The following is a 16,719-nucleotide window of genomic DNA, read 5'->3' as shown; positions in this document are numbered from 1 at the left end:
CGCAGCCCGGTCAGCCAGGCGAACGCCAGGCCGCGGCGGTAGCCGCCACCAGCATCAGCACGGCGGCGATCAGCGCGCAATTGGCGAAGCCGAGGTTCGTATAGAGCGGACCGAAAGCCGCGGTGCCGACGGTGACGGCGAGATAGGTGACCGCGCTGTTCAGCCCCATGATGGTGCCGCGGCGCGACGGGTCGAGGGCGGTGAGGCGCATGACCAGAACATTCAAGCCGAAATGGTTGGCGAGGCCCCAGACGGCGATCGCCGCAATCAGCAGGCCGAAGCCGCCGCTCGTCATGGCGATGGCGACATAGACGGCGGCAACCAGCAGATAGGCAAATGGCATGACGCGGCGCGCGCCGATGCGATCAATGACGCCGTCGAGCAAGGCCGCCGCGCCGAAGCCGAGGCCATAGGCGATCGCCGCCAGGCCGTTGGCGCTGACCGACTCGCCGAGGCCCTCATGGAGATGATCGCCGAGATAGCCATAGACGCCATAGAAGGCGGTCATGAAGGCGCCGCAGGCAATCAAGAGCGGCAGGATGCCTGGCACGGCTAGTGCTGCAAGCGGCGACGGCGCTGGACCGCTTTTGCGTGTGTCGGGCAACGAGCTCATCGCGAGACCGGCGACAGCGGCTGCAGCCAGCAACGCCACGGCGGCAAAGACGGCGCGCCAATGGATGAGATCGGCAAGCACGGCCGACAGCGAGACGCCGGCGACCATCGACAGCGTCCAGCCGGTGAGCACGACGCCGATCGTGCCGCTCTCGCGTCCAGGCGGTGCGATCGCCGCGGCGCTGGCATAGATCGCCGGCATGGCGAGGCCAGCCGCAATACCGGCGACCAGTTGGGCAGCCACCAGCGACATTACCGTCGGCGCGAGTGCGCTGGCGACCAATGCGAGCGCAAGCAGGAGCAATGCCCCCTGAAGAATGCGCCGAGCGCCAATCCTGTCGATGTAGCGGGCAAGGAACAGCGCGCTGGCCGAAGTGCCGAGACCGAAGGCGGCGGCCGCCGTCATCACGGCCGGCACGCTGGCGCTGAAGGACTGGGCAACCGCCGGCGCTATCGGGCCCAGAACCAGCGAATTGGAGCCGATGACGGCAATGCAGCCGGTCAGCAGATAGGCCGCCGCCGGGATTGCCGCGCGCGGCGCCGTTGCTAGAATTGCGGATTGATCACCGTTCGCCATATCGCCATAATGGCCGAATTAAATTCAGCATCAATGGAGATTTTCCATATGGACGCAGAAACAAATGACATTCAGCGGAACAGGCAACCAACCCGAGACATCGACCCTATAGACCGAAAGATATTAGGCGTTCTGGTCGACGATGCGACCATCAGCTACGCCGAACTCGGCGAGCGCGTCGGCCTGTCGCCGCCGGCGGCGCATGAACGGGTCAAGCGGCTCAAGCGCGGCGGCGCCATCCGCGCCACGTCGGTAATCATCGACCCACGCGCGGTGAAGAAGCCGCTGCTTGCCTTCGTGCACATCGATACCAGGGGCTGGGGCAAGACGCCGGAGCTGATGGCAGTCTCCAAATATCCTGAGGTCGAGGAGATCCATACGGTGGCCGGCGACACCTGCATGCTCCTCAAGGTGCGCACCGAGGATACACGAGCGCTCGAAGGGCTGCTGGCGCGGCTCTACGACACACCGGGCGTCACCTCGACGCGCAGCTACGTGGTGCTGTCGACCTATCTCGAGCGCCCGGTGCAGCCGGAGATCACGGCCGAGTGGCCGGCGCCCAAGCATATGGCGACGCCCGTATACTAGGAAGCTCACAAGCCCCAGACCACGGCCTGCTCGTGGCGCTTGATCAGGTGTTTCAGGTTTTCGAAGCTCTTACGGATATGGGCGGAAAACGCCTCCACCGCCGGGGCGCGCAGATCCTCGGTGCGGGAGAGCAGGCCGAGCGCGCGTTCGGGATGCGGGATGTTGACCGGCAGCGCGGTGATCGCCTTTTCCGTGCGAAAGGCAAAGACAACGCTGTGCGGCAGGATGGTGAGCGCATCGCTCGCTTTCATGTAATTGACGGCGCTGGTCAGCGAGCCGCCAGCGTAACGGATCTTGATCTCGGTCGCGCCGAGCGACAGCGCCAGGCTGCGCAGGTCGGCAAGCAGCGGACTGCCGGGCGGCGGCGCGATCCAGGGATAGTCGAGCAGTTCGGCCGGATGGAGCTTGCGCTTCAAGAGCAGCGGATGCGTGGAGCGGCAGGCGACGACGTTGCGCCCCGGAAGGATCTCCTGGAAGCGCATGCCGGAACCTTCATCGAGCATGTCGATCGGGCAGATGGCAAGGTCGATGCGGTCGGCGTTCAATGCCTCGCGCAAATCCGGCAGATAACCGTAGCTCTGGTCGACGCGCACATCCGGCGAGGCGTTCTGGAACTCGGCGATCATGCCGGAGATCAGCGCATCCATGAAGAAGGGCGTGCCGCCGACGCGGACCACGCCGGTGCGGCCCTGGCGGAAATGCTCGACCAGCGACGAGGCCTTGCGCGAGGCCACCAGCATGGCCTGGCCATGATCGGCCAAGGCGCGCCCGAGCGGCGTCGGCTGCAGCGGCCGCCTGCCCTTCAGAAACAGCGGCTCGCCGAGACGTTTTTCCAGCATGGACAGCGTGCGCGAAACCGCCGGCTGCGTGAGGCCCAGCATGGCCGCGCCCTCGGTGACGCCGCCGGCCTGAACCACCGCGGCCAACTGAACGAGATGACGTTCGTCGAGCTTCATAGCAAATTGCTATATTAACTCGCTGAGAAATCATCAAGCGCTACGTGATGACCTGCTAGCTTCAGCATAGGAGGAAGCATGGCAGGCACCTGGTTCAACGAAGCGAATTCGGCCGAGCTTGTCGTCGAGCGGCTGAAGCAGCGCGCTGACGGAGCTTTGCCAAAATTCCTCATTTCCCTGGTCGAGCATCTGCATCTTGCGGTGCGCGAAACCCGCCCCACCGCCGACGACTGGCGGCAGGCCATCAAATTCCTCACCGAAGTCGGCCATGCCAGCGACGACAAGCGTCAGGAATGGGTGTTGCTGTCCGACCTGCTCGGCGTCACCGCGCTGGTCGAGGAGATCAATTCGCGCCGGCCGAAAGGCGCCACGCCCAACACGGTGCGCGGGCCGTTTTATCGTGCCGACGCGCCTCGCTTGCCGCTTGGCGCCAACATCTCGCTCGACGGCAAGGGGGAGCCGTTGCGGGTCCATGGCCGCGTCACCGATCTCGATGGCGAGCCGGTCGCTGCTGCCACGATCGAAACCTGGCAGGCCAACGCTCAAGGGTTTTACGAAAACCAGCAGCCCGACCTGCAGCCGGAATTCAACCTGCGCGGCGTGTTCGAGACCGGCAAGGACGGCTCCTTCCACTACAGGACCGTCAGGCCTTGTGGCTATGAAGTGCCGGCCGACGGGCCGGTCGGCGAGATGCTCGGCGGCATCGGCTATCCGCTGCGGCGACCGGCACATCTGCATTTCATCGTCAAGGCCGAAGGCTTCGAGACCATCAGCACGCATGTCTATGACGCCGGCGATCCGCTCGTGGACGAGGACGCGCTGTTCGGCGTCAAGCAGGAACTGCTCGGCGCTTTCCGCAAGCAGGACGCGCACTGGACGCTCGACTTCAGCTTCGTGATGGTGCGGGCCAGGAAGGAGCGGCGCGCGGCATGACGCAGGGCTTCACCTACCAAGGCAGCAGCGCCCGCATCGTCTTCGGCAATGGCGCTTCGGCGCGTGCCGCCGTGCACATCGAAGCTCTTGGATGTCGCCGCGCCCTCGTGCTGTCGACACCGCAGCAGGCCCGGGATGCCGATGCGCTGGCCGAGCGGCTTGGCGCACTTTGCGTCGGCACATTCTCCGGCGCCACGATGCACACACCGGTCGATGTCACCGAGCGCGCGGTGGCCAAGGCCGCCGAACTCAAAGCCGATTGCGTGGTGTCGCTCGGCGGCGGATCGACGACCGGGCTCGGCAAGGCGATCGCCTACCGCACCGACATCGCCCAGATCGTCATCCCGACCACCTATGCCGGCTCAGAAGTGACGCCGATCCTTGGTCAGACGGAGGGTGGCGCCAAGACGACGCTGCGCAGCCCGAAAGTGTTGCCCGAAGTGGTGATCTACGACCCGGAGCTGACGCTCGGCTTGCCGGTCGGCATGAGCGTGACCAGCGGGCTCAACGCCATCGCCCATGCCGCTGAAGCGCTCTATGCCGAGGACCGCAATCCGATCACCTCGATGATGGCGACCGAGGGCATGCGCGCGCTGAAGGACGCGCTGCCCGTGATCGTCGCCAGCCCGCGCGATGGCGAGGCGCGCGCCAAGGCACTCTACGGCGCCTGGCTTTGCGGTACGGTGCTTGGCCAGGTCGCGATGGCGCTGCATCACAAGATCTGCCACACGCTGGGCGGCAGCTTCGACACGCCGCATGCCGAGACGCATGCGGTCATGCTGCCGCACACGATCGGCTTCAATGCGATTGCCGTGCCCGAGCTTTTGCGGCCGGTGGCCGAGATCTTCGGCGGTTCGCCCGGACAGGCGCTTTACGATTTCGCCAAGTCGATCGGCTCGCCCCTGGCGCTCAAGGATTTCGGGCTGAAGGAAAGCGACCTCGACCGCGCGGCCGAGATCGCGACGAGAAGCCCCTACCCCAATCCGCGGACGTTCGACCGCGCGGCCATCCGCTCGCTGTTGCAGAGCGCATGGCAGGGAGAACGCCCACCGCATTGAGTTCTATCGGGAGGAGAACAAGATGATTACCAGACGTGAATTGCTGAAGACCGCCGCCGCCACCGGATTACTCGCCGGCACGGGTGGGCTTGCCATGCCGGCGCTCGCCAGGGGCGCCACCATCAAGCTCGGCTATGTCAGTCCGCAGACCGGACCGCTCGCCGCTTTCGCCGAGGCCGACAAATTCATCATCGACGGTTTCCTGACGGCAACCAAGGCCGCCGGGCTCGATTATGAGGTGGTGGTCAAGGACAGCCAGTCCAACCCCAACCGCGCGGCTGAGGTCGCCAAGCAGCTGATCGTAGACGACGAGATCAGCCTGATGCTGGTCGCCTCGACGCCGGAGACGACCAATCCGGTCACCACCACCTGCGAGGCGGAAGAAGTTCCCTGTATTTCCACCGTCGCGCCATGGCAGCCATGGTTCATCGGCCAGCAAGGCAACCCGGCTGATCCGGCCTCGTGGAAGCCGTTCAAGAGCGCCTTCCATTTCTTCTGGGGGCTCGAGGATGTGATCGCCGTGTACACCAACATGTGGGCGCAGGTCGAAACCAACAAGAAGGTTGGCGGCCTGTTCCCCAATGACGGCGATGGCAATGCCTGGGGCGACAAGGTCGTCGGCTTCCCGCCGGTGCTGGACAAGGGCGGCTACACGCTCAACGATCCCGGCCGCTACCAGAACCTCACCGACGATTTCTCGGCGCAGATCAACGCGTTCAAGTCGGCGGGCTGCGAGATCATCACCGGCGTGATGATCCCGCCCGATTTCACCACCTTCTGGAACCAGGCGCAGCAGCAGGGCTTCAAGCCGAAGGTCGCCTCGATCGGCAAGGCGATCCTGTTCCCACAGGCGGTCGAAGCGCTCGGCAAGACCGGCAACAATCTTTCGTCTGAAGTCTGGTGGACGCCGAGCCATCCGTTCAAATCGTCGCTGACCGGCGACAGCTCGGCGCAGTTGGCGGAAGGTTTCACCAAGGCCATCGGCAGGCCGTGGACGCAGCCGATCGGCTTCGTGCACGCGCTGTTCGAGCTCGCCGCCGATGTGATGAAGCGGGCAGACGCTGGCGGCAATGCCGCCGTAATCAACGCGATTGCCGCGACCAAGCTCGACACCATCGTCGGCCCGATCGCCTGGAACGGCGCCAATCTGCCACCCTTCGCGGCCAAGAACGTCGCCAAGACTCCGCTGGTCGGCGGCCAGTGGCGGCTGAAGGACGGCGGCGGCTACGACCTCGTCATCACCGAAAACAAGACGGCGCCGAACATTCCGACCGGCGGCAAGATGGAAGCGATCGCATGAGCGGGGTTGCCAATCTTTCCTTCTCCCCGTTCACGGGGAGAAGGTGGCCCGAAGGGTCGGATGAGGGGCGACGCCGAGTTCTGAAAGGGTGGCGCCGCCCCTCATCTGCCTGCCGGCATCTTCTCCCCGTAAACGGGGAGAAGAAAGGCTAGCTATGCCCATCCTCGCCCTCGACAACGTCTCGAAAAGCTTCGGCGCGCTGACCGTCGCCGATAACATCTCGTTCGCGCTCGAAGATGGCGAGGCGCTGGGCATCATCGGGCCGAACGGCGCCGGCAAGTCGACGCTGTTCAACCTGATCACCGGCAACATCCGCGTCGATGCCGGCCAGGTGACGTTCGATGGCGCCGACGTCACGCGGCAGCCGCCGATGGCGCGCTGTCTTGCCGGCATCGGGCGCACCTTCCAGATCCCGCAACCTTTCGAGAAGCTGACCGTGTTCGAGAATCTGCTGGTGGCGGCGACCTTCGGCGCGCGCAAGCGCGAGAGCGAAGTGTCGGACGACTGCGCCGCGATCCTCGCCGAGACCGGACTGCTCAACCGCGCCAACCAGCCGGCCGGCAGCCTCAGCCTGCTGCACCGCAAGCGGCTGGAGCTTGCCCGCGCGCTCGCCACCCGGCCCAGGGTGCTGCTGCTCGACGAGATCGCAGGCGGCCTGACGGAAGGCGAATGCCATCAGCTCGTCGAGACCGTCCAGGCGATCCACCGCCGCGGCGCCTCGATCATCTGGATCGAGCATGTGCTGCACGCGTTGAACTCGGTGGTCTCCCGGCTGCTGGTGCTCAATTTCGGCAAGGTGATCGGCATCGGCAGGCCGGACGAGATCATGGCCTCGCAGGCGGTGCGCGAAATCTATCTCGGGATCGAGGTCTGATGGCGCTGCTCGAGACAAAAGGCCTGACGGCGTTCTACGGCGACTTCCAGGCGCTGTTCGGCGTCGATGTGGCGCTCGATACCGGCGAGACGGTGGCGATCATCGGCGCCAACGGCGCCGGCAAGTCGACGCTGCTGCGCTCGATCTCCGGCGTGTTGGCCAACGGCGCCGACCAGGTGTTGTTCGACGGCCGGCCGATCGGCGCGCTGCCGGCGCCCGAGATCGTCGCGCGCGGCATCGCCATGGTGCCGGAGGGGCGCAAGCTGTTCCCGTCGCTCTCGGTCGAGGAGAACCTCCTGATCGGCCGGTATGGCCGCTCGGTTCCCGGCGCCTGGTCGCTGGAGACGGTCTACGACCTCTTCCCGATCCTGAAGGAGCGCCGGCACAATCCGGGCACCGCGCTTTCCGGCGGACAGCAGCAGATGGTGGCGATCGGCCGCGCACTGATGTCCAATCCGCGCGTGCTTTTGTGCGACGAGATCAGCCTCGGCCTGGCGCCGGTGGTGATCAAGGACATCTACGCCGCCTTTCCAAAAATCCGCGCCGCCGGCGCGCCGATCGTCATCGTCGAGCAGGATATCGGCCAGGCGCTGAAAGTGGCGGACCGGGTCTATTGCATGATGGAAGGGCGCATCACGCTTTCCGGCAGGCCAGGCGCGATCAGCCGCGACGACATCCATGCCGCCTATTTCGGGGCGACGACGCAATGATCTGGCTCGACACCATCGTCCAGGGCGTGTTGCTCGGCGGCCTCTATGCGCTGTTCGCCGCTGGCCTCGCCCTCGTCTTCGGCATCATGCGGCTGGTCAATCTCGCGCATGGCGACTTCATCGTGCTCGCCGCTTTCCTGATCCTGGTGCTGGTGACGGCGCTGGGGCTGAACCCGTTCGTCGCCGCGCTGATTGCAATGCCGGTGATGTTCGGGCTCGGCTTCGCGCTGCAATATCTGGTGCTCAACCGCACGCTCGGTACTGATATCCTGCCGCCGCTGCTCGTCACCTTCGGCCTGTCGATCGTCATCCAGAACGCACTGCTCGAACGCTTCTCCGCCGACAGCCGTCGCATCTCGGTCGGTGCGCTGGAGACCGCGTCGCTGCGGCTTGGCCCGATCAGTATCGGCACCATGCCGCTGCTCACCTTCCTGTCGGCGATCGCGGTGATCGTCGGGCTCAACCTGATCTTCTATCGCACATCGCTCGGCCGCGCCTTTCGAGCCACTTCCGACGACCGCGTCACCGCAGGCCTGATGGGCATCCGCCCGGACCGCATCTTTGCCATCGCCACCGGACTTGCCATGGTGGTGGTGACGATCGCCGCGCTCTATCTCGGCACGCGCGCCAATTTCGATCCGACCATCGGCCCGGCGCGGCTGATCTACGCCTTCGAGGCGGTGATCATCGGCGGCCTCGGCTCGTTCTGGGGAACGCTGGCCGGCGGCATCATCATCGGTGTCGCGCAGACCGCCGGCGCTTCGATCAATCCGGAATGGCAGATCCTGGCCGGGCACATCGCTTTCCTGCTGGTGCTGCTGGCGCGGCCGCGCGGGCTGTTTCCAAGGGCGGTGGACTGAGATGGCGGTCGAGGCACTACCAAGCTTCAAAGTCGAGACGCGCACGCGGCTATCGTCGGCGTTCCTGGTGATTGCCGTCGCGGTGCTGGCGATCGGCTTCGCAGCGCCGCTGTTTGCCTCGCGCGCGGTGATCCAGGACCTGTTCTTCATCCTGACCATGCTGGTGCTCGCCCAGTGCTGGAATCTGCTCGCCGGTTTCGCCGGGCTGGTCTCGGTCGGCCAACAGGCCTTTGTCGGCTTCGGCGCCTACACGATGTTCGCCACCGTCATCCTGTTCGGCCTCGATCCGCTGGTCGGCATCGTACTCGCCGGCTTGCTGGCGGCGCTGCTCGCCATCCCGACCGGCTTCTTCGTGTTTCGGCTGCAAGGCGCCTATTTCGCCATCGGCACCTGGGTGATCGCCGAAGTGGTGCGGCTTTCCTTCGCGCAATGGAAAGCGCTTGGCGGCGGCACCGGAACCTCGCTGCCCTCGGGTTCGACGCGCGACATGTTTGGCGTGAAGTATATCGCCGATCTGTTCGGGTGGCGCGCTTCGCAGGCGACCGATGTGCTCTGCTACTGGCTGGCGCTTATCCTGGCCGCCGCCACGATCCTGTTCATCCACCGGCTGCTGCGCTCCAGGCAGGGCCTCGGTCTCGCCGCCGTCCGGGACAACCAGGAGGCGGCGCGCTCCGTCGGCGTCGACCCGCGCTGGATGAAGTCGACCGTCTATCTGCTCGCGGGCCTGGTCAGCGGCATCACCGGCGCGCTGATCTATGTGCAGAAGGCGCGCATCTCGCCGGATGCCGCTTTCTCGGTCACCGACTGGACGGCCTATGTCATCTTCATCGTCGTGATCGGCGGCATCGGCACCATCGAAGGACCGATCGTCGGCATCGTGGTCTTCTTCGTTCTGCGCAACGTGCTCGCCGATTACGGCTCCTGGTACCTGCTCATCCTCGGCATGATCGGCATCGTGGTGATGCTGGTGGCGCCGCGCGGCTTGTGGGGCCTGTTTGCGGACCGCACCGGTATCCAACTCTTTCCCGTCCGTCGCATGCTGACGGGCGCATCAGCGACAAAGACCGCCACGGGAGGCACGCATGGCTGACATCATCACCGACGTTCTGATCATCGGCACCGGGCCGGCGGGCTCGGCCACGGCAGCGCTGCTTGCCAGCTACGGCGTCGAGAACATGGTGATCAACCGCTATCGCTGGCTGGCGAACACGCCACGCGCGCACATCACCAACCAGCGCACCATGGAGGTGCTGCGCGATCTCGGCCGCGATGTCGAGGACGAGGCCTATATGTTCGCCGCCGAGCAGGATCTGATGGGCGAGAACGTGTTCTGCACCTCGCTGGCCGGCGAGGAGATCGGCCGGCTGAAGACCTGGGGCAAGCATCCGAATTCGCGCGCCGAACATCAGCTCTCCTCGCCGTCGCGGATGAACGACCTGCCGCAGACCTTCATGGAGCCGCTGCTCTACAAGACGGCCTGCTCGCGCGGCACGCAGGGGCGCATGTCGGTCGAGTATCTGAGCCACGTCCAGGACGCGGACGGCGTGACGACGACCTGCCGCGACCGGCTGACCGGCAAGGACTTCACCATTCGCTCGAAATATCTGATCGGCGCCGACGGCGGCAATTCCAAGGTCGCCGAGGACGCCGGCCTGACCTTCGAAGGCAAGATGGGCGTTGGCGGCTCGATGAACATCCTGTTCCGGGCCGACCTCTCCAAATATGTCGCGCACCGCCCGTCGGTGCTCTACTGGGTGGTGCAGCCCGGCGCTGATGTCGGCGGCATCGGCATGGGTCTGGTGCGCATGGTGCGGCCCTGGAACGAATGGCTGATCGTCTGGGGTTACGACATCAACCAGCCGGCGCCGGTGGTCGACAAGGCCTTCGCCACCAAGGTCGCGCGCGATCTGGTCGGCGATCCGGAACTCGACATCGATATCCTCCAGGTCTCGACCTGGACGGTGAACAACATGTACGCGACAACCATGCAGAACGGTCGCGTCTTCTGCATGGGCGACGCCGCGCATCGCCATCCGCCGTCCAACGGGCTCGGCTCCAATACCTCGATCCAGGACGCCTTCAACCTCGCCTGGAAGATCGCCTATGTGCTTGGCGGCAAGGCGGGTGCAAAACTGCTCGACAGTTTCCAGGTCGAGCGCGCGCCGATTGCCAAGCAGATCGTGACCCGCGCCAACAAGTCGATCGAGGAGTTCGGACCGATCTTCAAGGCGCTGGGACTGCTCGATTCGATCGATCCGGTTAAGATGCAGCAGAACATGGACGCGCGCTGCGACGACACCCCGGCGGCCGAGGAACAAAGGCGCAGGATCCGCGAGACCATCGCCTACAAGGTCTACGAGTTCGACGCGCATGGCGTCGAGATGAACCAGCGCTACCGCTCGGCGGCTATCTTAAGCGACGGACAGAAGGAACCGGCCTTCGAAAAAGATGCCGAGCTGCACTATCAGCCGACGACATGGCCGGGCGCGCGGCTGCCGCATGCCTGGGTGTTCGGCGAAGGCGGCGCCAAGGCCTCGACGCTCGACCTTTGCGGCAAAGGCCGCTTCACCGTCTTCACCGGCATTGGCGGCAAGGGCTGGGCCGACGCCGCCAAGGCGCTGGCCAAGGAGCTCGGCATCGACATCAACGCGCATATCATCGGGCCGCGGCAGGTCTGGCAGGACCTGACCGGCGACTGGGCCAATCTGCGCCAGGTTCGCGACAGCGGCATCGTGCTGACAAGGCCCGATCAGCATGTCTGCTGGCGCAGCGAGATGATCGCCGACGATCCGGTCGCCGAGCTGCGCCGGGCGCTCAAATCCGTTCTGGCCTTGTGAGGTGCATGATGGACGCACATGAAAAAGGTTTCTTCACCGAGGCGAACTCGGTCGAGGTCGTCACCGGCCGTAACAAGAACGCCAAGGACGACCGGCTGAAACAGGTGATGGAAGTGATCACCCGCAAGCTGCATGAGGTGGTCAAGGAGATCGAGCCGACGCAGGACGAATGGATGCAGGCGATCCTGTTCCTGACCAGGACCGGTCAGCTCTGCAATGAATGGCGGCAGGAGTTCATCCTGTTGTCCGACGTGCTAGGTGTGTCGATGCTGGTCGACGCGATCAACAACCGCAAGCCCTCCGGCGCGTCGGAATCGACAGTGCTCGGCCCCTTCCACATCGCCGATGCGCCGGAACTGCCGCTGGGCGCCAACATCTGCCTGGACGCCAAGGGCGAGGACATGGTGATTCATGGCCGCATCCTCGACACCGAAGGCCAACCAGTGGCCGATGCCGTGCTCGATGTCTGGCAGGCCAATGACGAAGGTTTCTACGACGTGCAGCAGAAAGGCATCCAGCCAGACTTCAACCTGCGCGGCGTCTTCCGTACCGGGCCGGACGGCCGCTACTGGTTCCGGGCGGTGAAGCCGAGATATTACCCGATCCCGGATGACGGCACGGTCGGCAAGCTGCTGCACGGGCTCGGCCGCCATCCCTATCGTCCGGCGCATCTCCACTTCATCCTCAAGGCCGACGGCTTCGAGACGCTGACCACGCACATCTTCGATCCCGACGACCCCTATATCAATTCGGACGCGGTGTTCGGCGTAAAGGAAAGCCTGCTTGCCGAATTCAAGCGGGTGGAGGATGCGGACCGGTCCAAAGAACTCGATTTCGCCGGTCCGTTCTGGGACGTCGAGTATGATTTCGTGCTGGCGCGTCCCGGCGGCCGATAGCTACGCCGCCGCGACGTGACGCTGGTCGCGCCGCGCCAGCAGGTAGAAGGCCGCGATATGCGTGATCATCAGCAGCGGCACATAGATGATGGGGATGGCATAGGTCGCGCCCAACTGCCCGGCATGGCCGGGAAGGTCGAGCACGGTGCCGTAATAGTAGTCGCCGAGAAGATCGACCACGCCCACGACATTGAAGGCAACGACGAGCGGCCAGAAGATCGCGGGCCGTCTCGCTACGAGCAGCGCCAGCATGGCGAGCAAGCCGGTAGCGAAATCGCCATAGGCGGCGAAGACGGCGAACCGCGCGGGTAGATCCGGACCGACGACCCCCGGCAGGATGAAGACCAAGCCGAAGAAGCGGAAGCTGTGCAGCGTCGCGATGGCGCGCTGCGCCTCAACGCGGTCCATCGCCTGGAGCCTTGGCCAGATATACGCGCCGAAGCAAAGCAGCCATGGCACGTAGCCGAGCCCGAGATGAATGTTGAAGATCGTCGCCGGTGACATTTTCGTCTCCTTCAGCTCTTCGCGGGAATGGCTTCGAACACCGCCGTCAGGATGCCCAGCCGGCCTTCCATCAGGTTGCGTCCGAGATTGAAGGTAGATTGCGCGAAGTCCGGCCCCATGACGACGCCGAGATTGGGCGATGGCGGCGGACCGGAGGCGCGAAGCTCAGTGAACCATGCCTTGGCGGCGGCGGTATCGTCGCGCCGCACAAGCGTACCGAAGCCGGCTGCCTCGATTGCTTCGCAGGTATCCGCGGCCGTCAGCAGGAAGCTCTCGCCGGAAGTCTTGGCCCAAGGCACGGGATAGAGCGGATCGCCGCCATTCAGCACGACGTCGAAAGTCGCGAACTTTGCACCCGGCCTCAGCACCCTTCTGATCTCGCGATAGAGTAGCGGCCGGTCGGCTATGTTCATCGCCACGTGCTGCAGGAGCACGGCGTCGAAGCGGCCGTCCTCGAAGGGCAGCGCCAGCGCGCTGCCGGTTTCGAACGACACTTTGCCGTCCTGGCCGGTGCGCGCGGTGAGGTAGCGCGCCGCCTCGACGAACGGCTCGCTGAGATCGATACCGACGACATCGCAGCCGTAAGTCGCGACGAGAAAGCGGGCCGGCCCGCCGACGCCCGATCCGACGTCCAGCACCGACATGCCGGCAGTGATGGCCGCGAGATTGGCGAGCTCCGCGGTGGCCGCAAGCCCACGCGTGTGGAATTGGTCGAGCGTGGCCAGTTGCTCCGGCTTCAGCCGCTGTTCTTCCGGACCGAACACCGCCAAGACTGTTTTCAGGCGCTCGGTCAGACCGGTCGCTCGGTAATGATCGCGTATGCGATCGAGATTATCCGTCATTGCCATTCCTCCGGGCCGTTCCTGCGGCCTTGCCACGACACATAGAGTGGCTTTCGGCTGGCAACTATCCGCGATAATGTCGATGGCCTATGAAGCAGAACTTCACAGTCCGGCATGGCGCGCTCGATGGCGTCGAGGCGTTCCTGAGCGTCGCCAGGCACCGCAATTTCCGCAAGGCGGCGGCTGAATTGCGTGTCACCCCGTCGGCCGTCAGCCAGGCGATACGCACGCTCGAGGCCCGGATCGGCGCCGCGCTGTTCATGCGCACGACGCGCAGCGTCGGCCTGACCGAGGCCGGCGAGCGCTTCCTGTTGCGCGCAGGCCCCGCCTTCGAGGAACTGGTCGCGGCGGGCGAGGCCGCGCGCGAGCTCGGCCAGCGGCCGGCCGGCAAGCTGCGGCTCTCGGTGCCGCCTTCGGTGGTGCCGATCCTGCTCGAACCGCTGCTGGCATCCTTCTGCCGTGACTATCCGGACATCGAGCTGGAGATCGCGGCCAGCGGCGAATTGGTCGACCTGACGGCCGGGGGCTTCGACGCCGGCATAAGGCTCGGCGAATTCATCGCTCCCGACATGGTGGCGGTGCGGCTGGCGCCGCCCTTTCCGATGATCGTCGTCGGCAGCCCCGACTATCTCAGTCGCCGGCCGCCGCCGGAGACCATCGAGGATCTGCGCTCCCATGCCTGCCTGCGCATGCGACGTTCCAACGGCTCGGTCGCGCCATGGTCCTTCGTCGACGGCAACAAGACGATAGAGGCGATCGTGTCGGGACCGCTGATTGCGCATGACTATCCGGCGCTTGTCGGGGCGGCGATCCAGGGCATCGGACTTGCGCAGGTGCCGAGCCCGGTTGCCGGACCGGCCCTTGCGGACGACCGTCTGCGCGAAGTGCTTGGCGCCTTTGCGGTCACCTCGCCGGGAGTCTTCTTGTACTATCCCGCGCGACATCAGGTGCTGCCCAAGCTGCGCGCATTCATCGACCACATAACGCGCCCAGGCGCCGACGCTTCGGGACGATCAGCGGCGCCGGCTAGCCGCCGGCGCTGAAGCGCAACGCGGCCGAAAATGATCAGGGCCTGCAATCCATTATCGCGGTCTTAGCCTCTGGCCTGCCACGCAAGCATTCGGCGGATCTCCTGCCGTTTTTCTTCCGACAAACCCGAGAGCATGTTCTCGTCAAGATATCCTCGCCGGATGAGAGTCGCGAAAACGATGGTCAGCTGCGAGTAGCGATAGTCGAACATGCGATCCAGATCGCGGCGTTGCTCTTTCAGATAGTCCTCGACGTCCCACATCTCGGAGAACGTGGTCGCGGCGCTCGCCCGGCTCTTGAATTCGGCCAGGATGCTGGCCAGCGCCGTCTGAAGAGCCTTGTCATATGCAGCGCGGGCAACCTTCTTTTCGGAGCCTGACCAACTGGACTCATTCGAAGTCATGGACCTCTCCCGTGAAAAGCGCCGCCTGAAGCTTTGTCATCGCAGATTCTATCCTATGTTTCCCGATTTCGCGCCCGCTTCCGTTCCGCCGCCGCCAGCAGGTCGACGAAAGCGCGCACCTTGGCCGGCCTGAAGCGTGCCGGCGGATAGACAGCGTGGATGCCGCCCGACGGCAGCGTCCAGTCGGCAAACACCCGCACCAGACGGCCAGCGGCGATATCGTCCTCGACAGCGAAGTCGGGGAAGATGCCGAGGCCGATGCCGGCCATGACGCAAGCCTGCACCGCCGGCGTCTTGTTGCAGGTCACGACCGGATTGAGCTCGGTCAGCACGGTCTCGCCCCCCTTCGAGAACAGCCACTGGCCGATGCCGCGCAATTGCGCGTTGCCGACCCATGGCAGCGACTTTGCGAGCTTCGGGCTCACATCGGCTGGAAGGCCGGACGCGAGCTTCGGCGCCGCGACGACGAATTGCTGCAGTGTTCCGAGCCGCCGCGCCTGGTTCGAGGAATCGACCAGCCAACCGATGCGGATGCCGAGATCGATCTGGTCGTCGACCAAATTGCTGATGGCGTCGTCGAAGATCGCCTCGACCTTCATCTTCGGGTATTTCCGCAGATAGTCGGCAATGGTCGGCGCGACGATCTTGGCGCCGTAGTCGAGCGAGCTGGTGAGACGCAGTGTCCCGGTCGGCCGGCCGGCGCTTTGCGCAATATCGCCATAGGCGGCTTCCGCTTCGCGCAGGATGATGGCGGCGCGATCGTAGAACTGCCTGCCTTCCTCCGTCGCCGTGACGCGCCGCGTCGTGCGCTGCAAAAGCGTCGCGCCAAGTTCCTCCTCGAGACGACCGACCTGATGGCTGACAACGGCCTTGGCGACACCGAGGCGGTCGGCGGCGGCGGTGAAGGATCCGGTCTCCACCACGGTGGTGAAGTAAACGAGTCGGTTGAGGTTGAGGAGGTCGGCCACGGCTATTGTCTGATTGGATCAGACAGTTTGTATGATTGATCGCGGTTTTTCGCAAGCCACCGAACTGCCATCTAGTCAGCAGACAAACGATATCCGGACGAGACAGACATGACCGATGCAACCGTGACCTATCTTTTCGATCCGCTGTGCGGCTGGTGCTACGGCGCCACGCCGATGCTGGACAGGCTCGCGGCAAGCGGCGTCGCAGTCGAGCTTTTGCCGACCGGCCTTTTCTCCGGCGCCGGCGCGCGGCCGCTGGATGCAGGCTTTGCCGCCCATGCCTGGGCCAACGACCAGCGCATCGAGCGGCTGAGCGGCCAGCGCTTCAGCCAGGCCTATCTCGACAATGTTCTCAACGTGCGCGGCACGCTGCTCGATTCCAGCGCGGCAACACTCGGCATCAGCGCCGCGGGTCTGGACGATCCGTACCGGCGGTTGCCGGCGCTGAAGGCAATCCAGCAGGCACGTTATGTCGACGGTCGCGATATCGTGACCGTCGACGGCGTGGCGCAGGTTCTGAGCGATGCCGGCTTGGCGGACGCGGCCGAGGCGCTCAAGGCGCCTACGGATGCGCTGCTGGCGACGAATCGCGACCTGGTCGGTCGCGGACGCGCCCTGTTCCAGCGCCTTCACGCCAATGGCGTTCCCTCGCTCGCGGTTATTCGCAATGCCGCGCCTCGGCTGATCAGCTCGAACGCGTTGTTCGGCAGCTACGACAATCTCGTCGCCCATATCCAGGCCGCTTGATCCGACCTCTTCCCCCAAGCAAAAG

Annotated in this window: 18 protein-coding genes; 12 read left to right on the top strand and 6 right to left on the bottom strand. The window is 65.0% G+C overall.

What is annotated here, in order from left to right:
- Positions 1-10: 10 nt before the first annotated feature.
- Entirely contained in the window at positions 11-1,189 is a 1,179-nt protein-coding gene (locus AB6802_RS28715) for an MFS transporter (protein WP_371013586.1), read from the bottom strand.
- 48 nt (positions 1,190-1,237) lie between these two features.
- Between AB6802_RS28715 and AB6802_RS28710 the strand changes: the two genes are divergently transcribed.
- Entirely contained in the window at positions 1,238-1,777 is a 540-nt protein-coding gene (locus AB6802_RS28710) for an Lrp/AsnC family transcriptional regulator (RefSeq protein WP_371013585.1), read from the top strand.
- Between the two features lie 5 nt (positions 1,778-1,782).
- Here the strand turns inward: AB6802_RS28710 and AB6802_RS28705 are convergent, their stop codons facing one another.
- Positions 1,783-2,733, bottom strand: coding sequence for a LysR family transcriptional regulator (locus AB6802_RS28705; RefSeq protein ID WP_371013584.1), 951 nt, complete (start codon positions 2,731-2,733; stop codon positions 1,783-1,785).
- Between the two features lie 78 nt (positions 2,734-2,811).
- Here AB6802_RS28705 and AB6802_RS28700 point away from each other — a divergent pair, with 78 nt between their 5' ends.
- The 9 genes from AB6802_RS28700 to AB6802_RS28660 all read left to right on the top strand — a co-directional run bounded on the left by AB6802_RS28700 (position 2,812) and on the right by AB6802_RS28660 (position 12,201).
- Entirely contained in the window at positions 2,812-3,666 is an 855-nt protein-coding gene (locus AB6802_RS28700; RefSeq protein WP_371013583.1) for a dioxygenase, read from the top strand.
- On the top strand, positions 3,663-4,724 hold the full coding sequence (locus AB6802_RS28695) for a maleylacetate reductase (protein WP_371013582.1): 1,062 nt from the start codon (positions 3,663-3,665) through the stop codon (positions 4,722-4,724). Before AB6802_RS28700 ends, AB6802_RS28695 begins: the two co-directional genes overlap by 4 nt.
- A 22-nt stretch (positions 4,725-4,746) precedes the next feature.
- Positions 4,747-6,024, top strand: coding sequence for an ABC transporter substrate-binding protein (locus AB6802_RS28690; RefSeq protein WP_371013581.1), 1,278 nt, complete (start codon positions 4,747-4,749; stop codon positions 6,022-6,024).
- Positions 6,025-6,178: 154 nt separating this feature from the next.
- Positions 6,179-6,898, top strand: coding sequence for an ABC transporter ATP-binding protein (locus tag AB6802_RS28685; RefSeq protein WP_371013580.1), 720 nt, complete (start codon positions 6,179-6,181; stop codon positions 6,896-6,898).
- Positions 6,898-7,608 (top strand): ABC transporter ATP-binding protein, encoded by a 711-nt coding sequence (locus AB6802_RS28680; protein ID WP_371013579.1) that lies wholly within the window; start codon positions 6,898-6,900, stop codon positions 7,606-7,608. The genes AB6802_RS28685 and AB6802_RS28680 overlap by 1 nt, the downstream gene beginning before the upstream one ends.
- Complete coding sequence (locus tag AB6802_RS28675) at positions 7,605-8,468, top strand: branched-chain amino acid ABC transporter permease (protein WP_371013578.1); 864 nt, start codon at positions 7,605-7,607, stop codon at positions 8,466-8,468. Before AB6802_RS28680 ends, AB6802_RS28675 begins: the two co-directional genes overlap by 4 nt.
- A gap of 1 nt (position 8,469) precedes the next feature.
- Entirely contained in the window at positions 8,470-9,558 is a 1,089-nt protein-coding gene (locus AB6802_RS28670) for a branched-chain amino acid ABC transporter permease (RefSeq protein WP_371013577.1), read from the top strand.
- Complete coding sequence (locus tag AB6802_RS28665; RefSeq protein WP_371013576.1) at positions 9,551-11,305, top strand: FAD-dependent oxidoreductase; 1,755 nt, start codon at positions 9,551-9,553, stop codon at positions 11,303-11,305. The genes AB6802_RS28670 and AB6802_RS28665 overlap by 8 nt, the downstream gene beginning before the upstream one ends.
- A gap of 8 nt (positions 11,306-11,313) precedes the next feature.
- Positions 11,314-12,201, top strand: a complete 888-nt coding sequence (locus AB6802_RS28660; RefSeq protein ID WP_371013575.1) for an intradiol ring-cleavage dioxygenase — start codon at positions 11,314-11,316, stop codon at positions 12,199-12,201.
- On the opposite strand, the gene AB6802_RS28655 is transcribed toward AB6802_RS28660, so the two are convergent.
- Both AB6802_RS28655 and AB6802_RS28650 read right to left on the bottom strand, forming a co-directional pair.
- On the bottom strand, positions 12,202-12,705 hold the full coding sequence (locus tag AB6802_RS28655) for a hypothetical protein (RefSeq protein ID WP_371013574.1): 504 nt from the start codon (positions 12,703-12,705) through the stop codon (positions 12,202-12,204). It lies immediately after the preceding gene.
- 11 nt (positions 12,706-12,716) lie between these two features.
- Positions 12,717-13,547 (bottom strand): class I SAM-dependent methyltransferase, encoded by an 831-nt coding sequence (locus AB6802_RS28650; protein WP_371013573.1) that lies wholly within the window; start codon positions 13,545-13,547, stop codon positions 12,717-12,719.
- An 89-nt stretch (positions 13,548-13,636) separates the two neighbouring features.
- Here AB6802_RS28650 and AB6802_RS28645 point away from each other — a divergent pair, with 89 nt between their 5' ends.
- Positions 13,637-14,590, top strand: a complete 954-nt coding sequence (locus AB6802_RS28645) for a LysR family transcriptional regulator (RefSeq protein WP_371013572.1) — start codon at positions 13,637-13,639, stop codon at positions 14,588-14,590.
- Between the two features lie 50 nt (positions 14,591-14,640).
- On the opposite strand, the gene AB6802_RS28640 is transcribed toward AB6802_RS28645, so the two are convergent.
- Positions 14,641-14,979, bottom strand: a complete 339-nt coding sequence (locus AB6802_RS28640; RefSeq protein WP_371013571.1) for a hypothetical protein — start codon at positions 14,977-14,979, stop codon at positions 14,641-14,643.
- Between the two features lie 53 nt (positions 14,980-15,032).
- Positions 15,033-15,947, bottom strand: coding sequence for a LysR family transcriptional regulator (locus tag AB6802_RS28635; RefSeq protein WP_371013570.1), 915 nt, complete (start codon positions 15,945-15,947; stop codon positions 15,033-15,035).
- 108 nt (positions 15,948-16,055) lie between these two features.
- Between AB6802_RS28635 and AB6802_RS28630 the strand changes: the two genes are divergently transcribed.
- On the top strand, positions 16,056-16,694 hold the full coding sequence (locus tag AB6802_RS28630; RefSeq protein WP_371013569.1) for a DsbA family protein: 639 nt from the start codon (positions 16,056-16,058) through the stop codon (positions 16,692-16,694).
- Positions 16,695-16,719 lie beyond the last annotated feature (25 nt).

The organism is Mesorhizobium sp. RCC_202, assembly GCF_041355295.1.
GTDB lineage: Bacteria > Pseudomonadota > Alphaproteobacteria > Rhizobiales > Rhizobiaceae > Mesorhizobium.
This window is presented reverse-complemented; position numbering and strand designations above follow the sequence as displayed.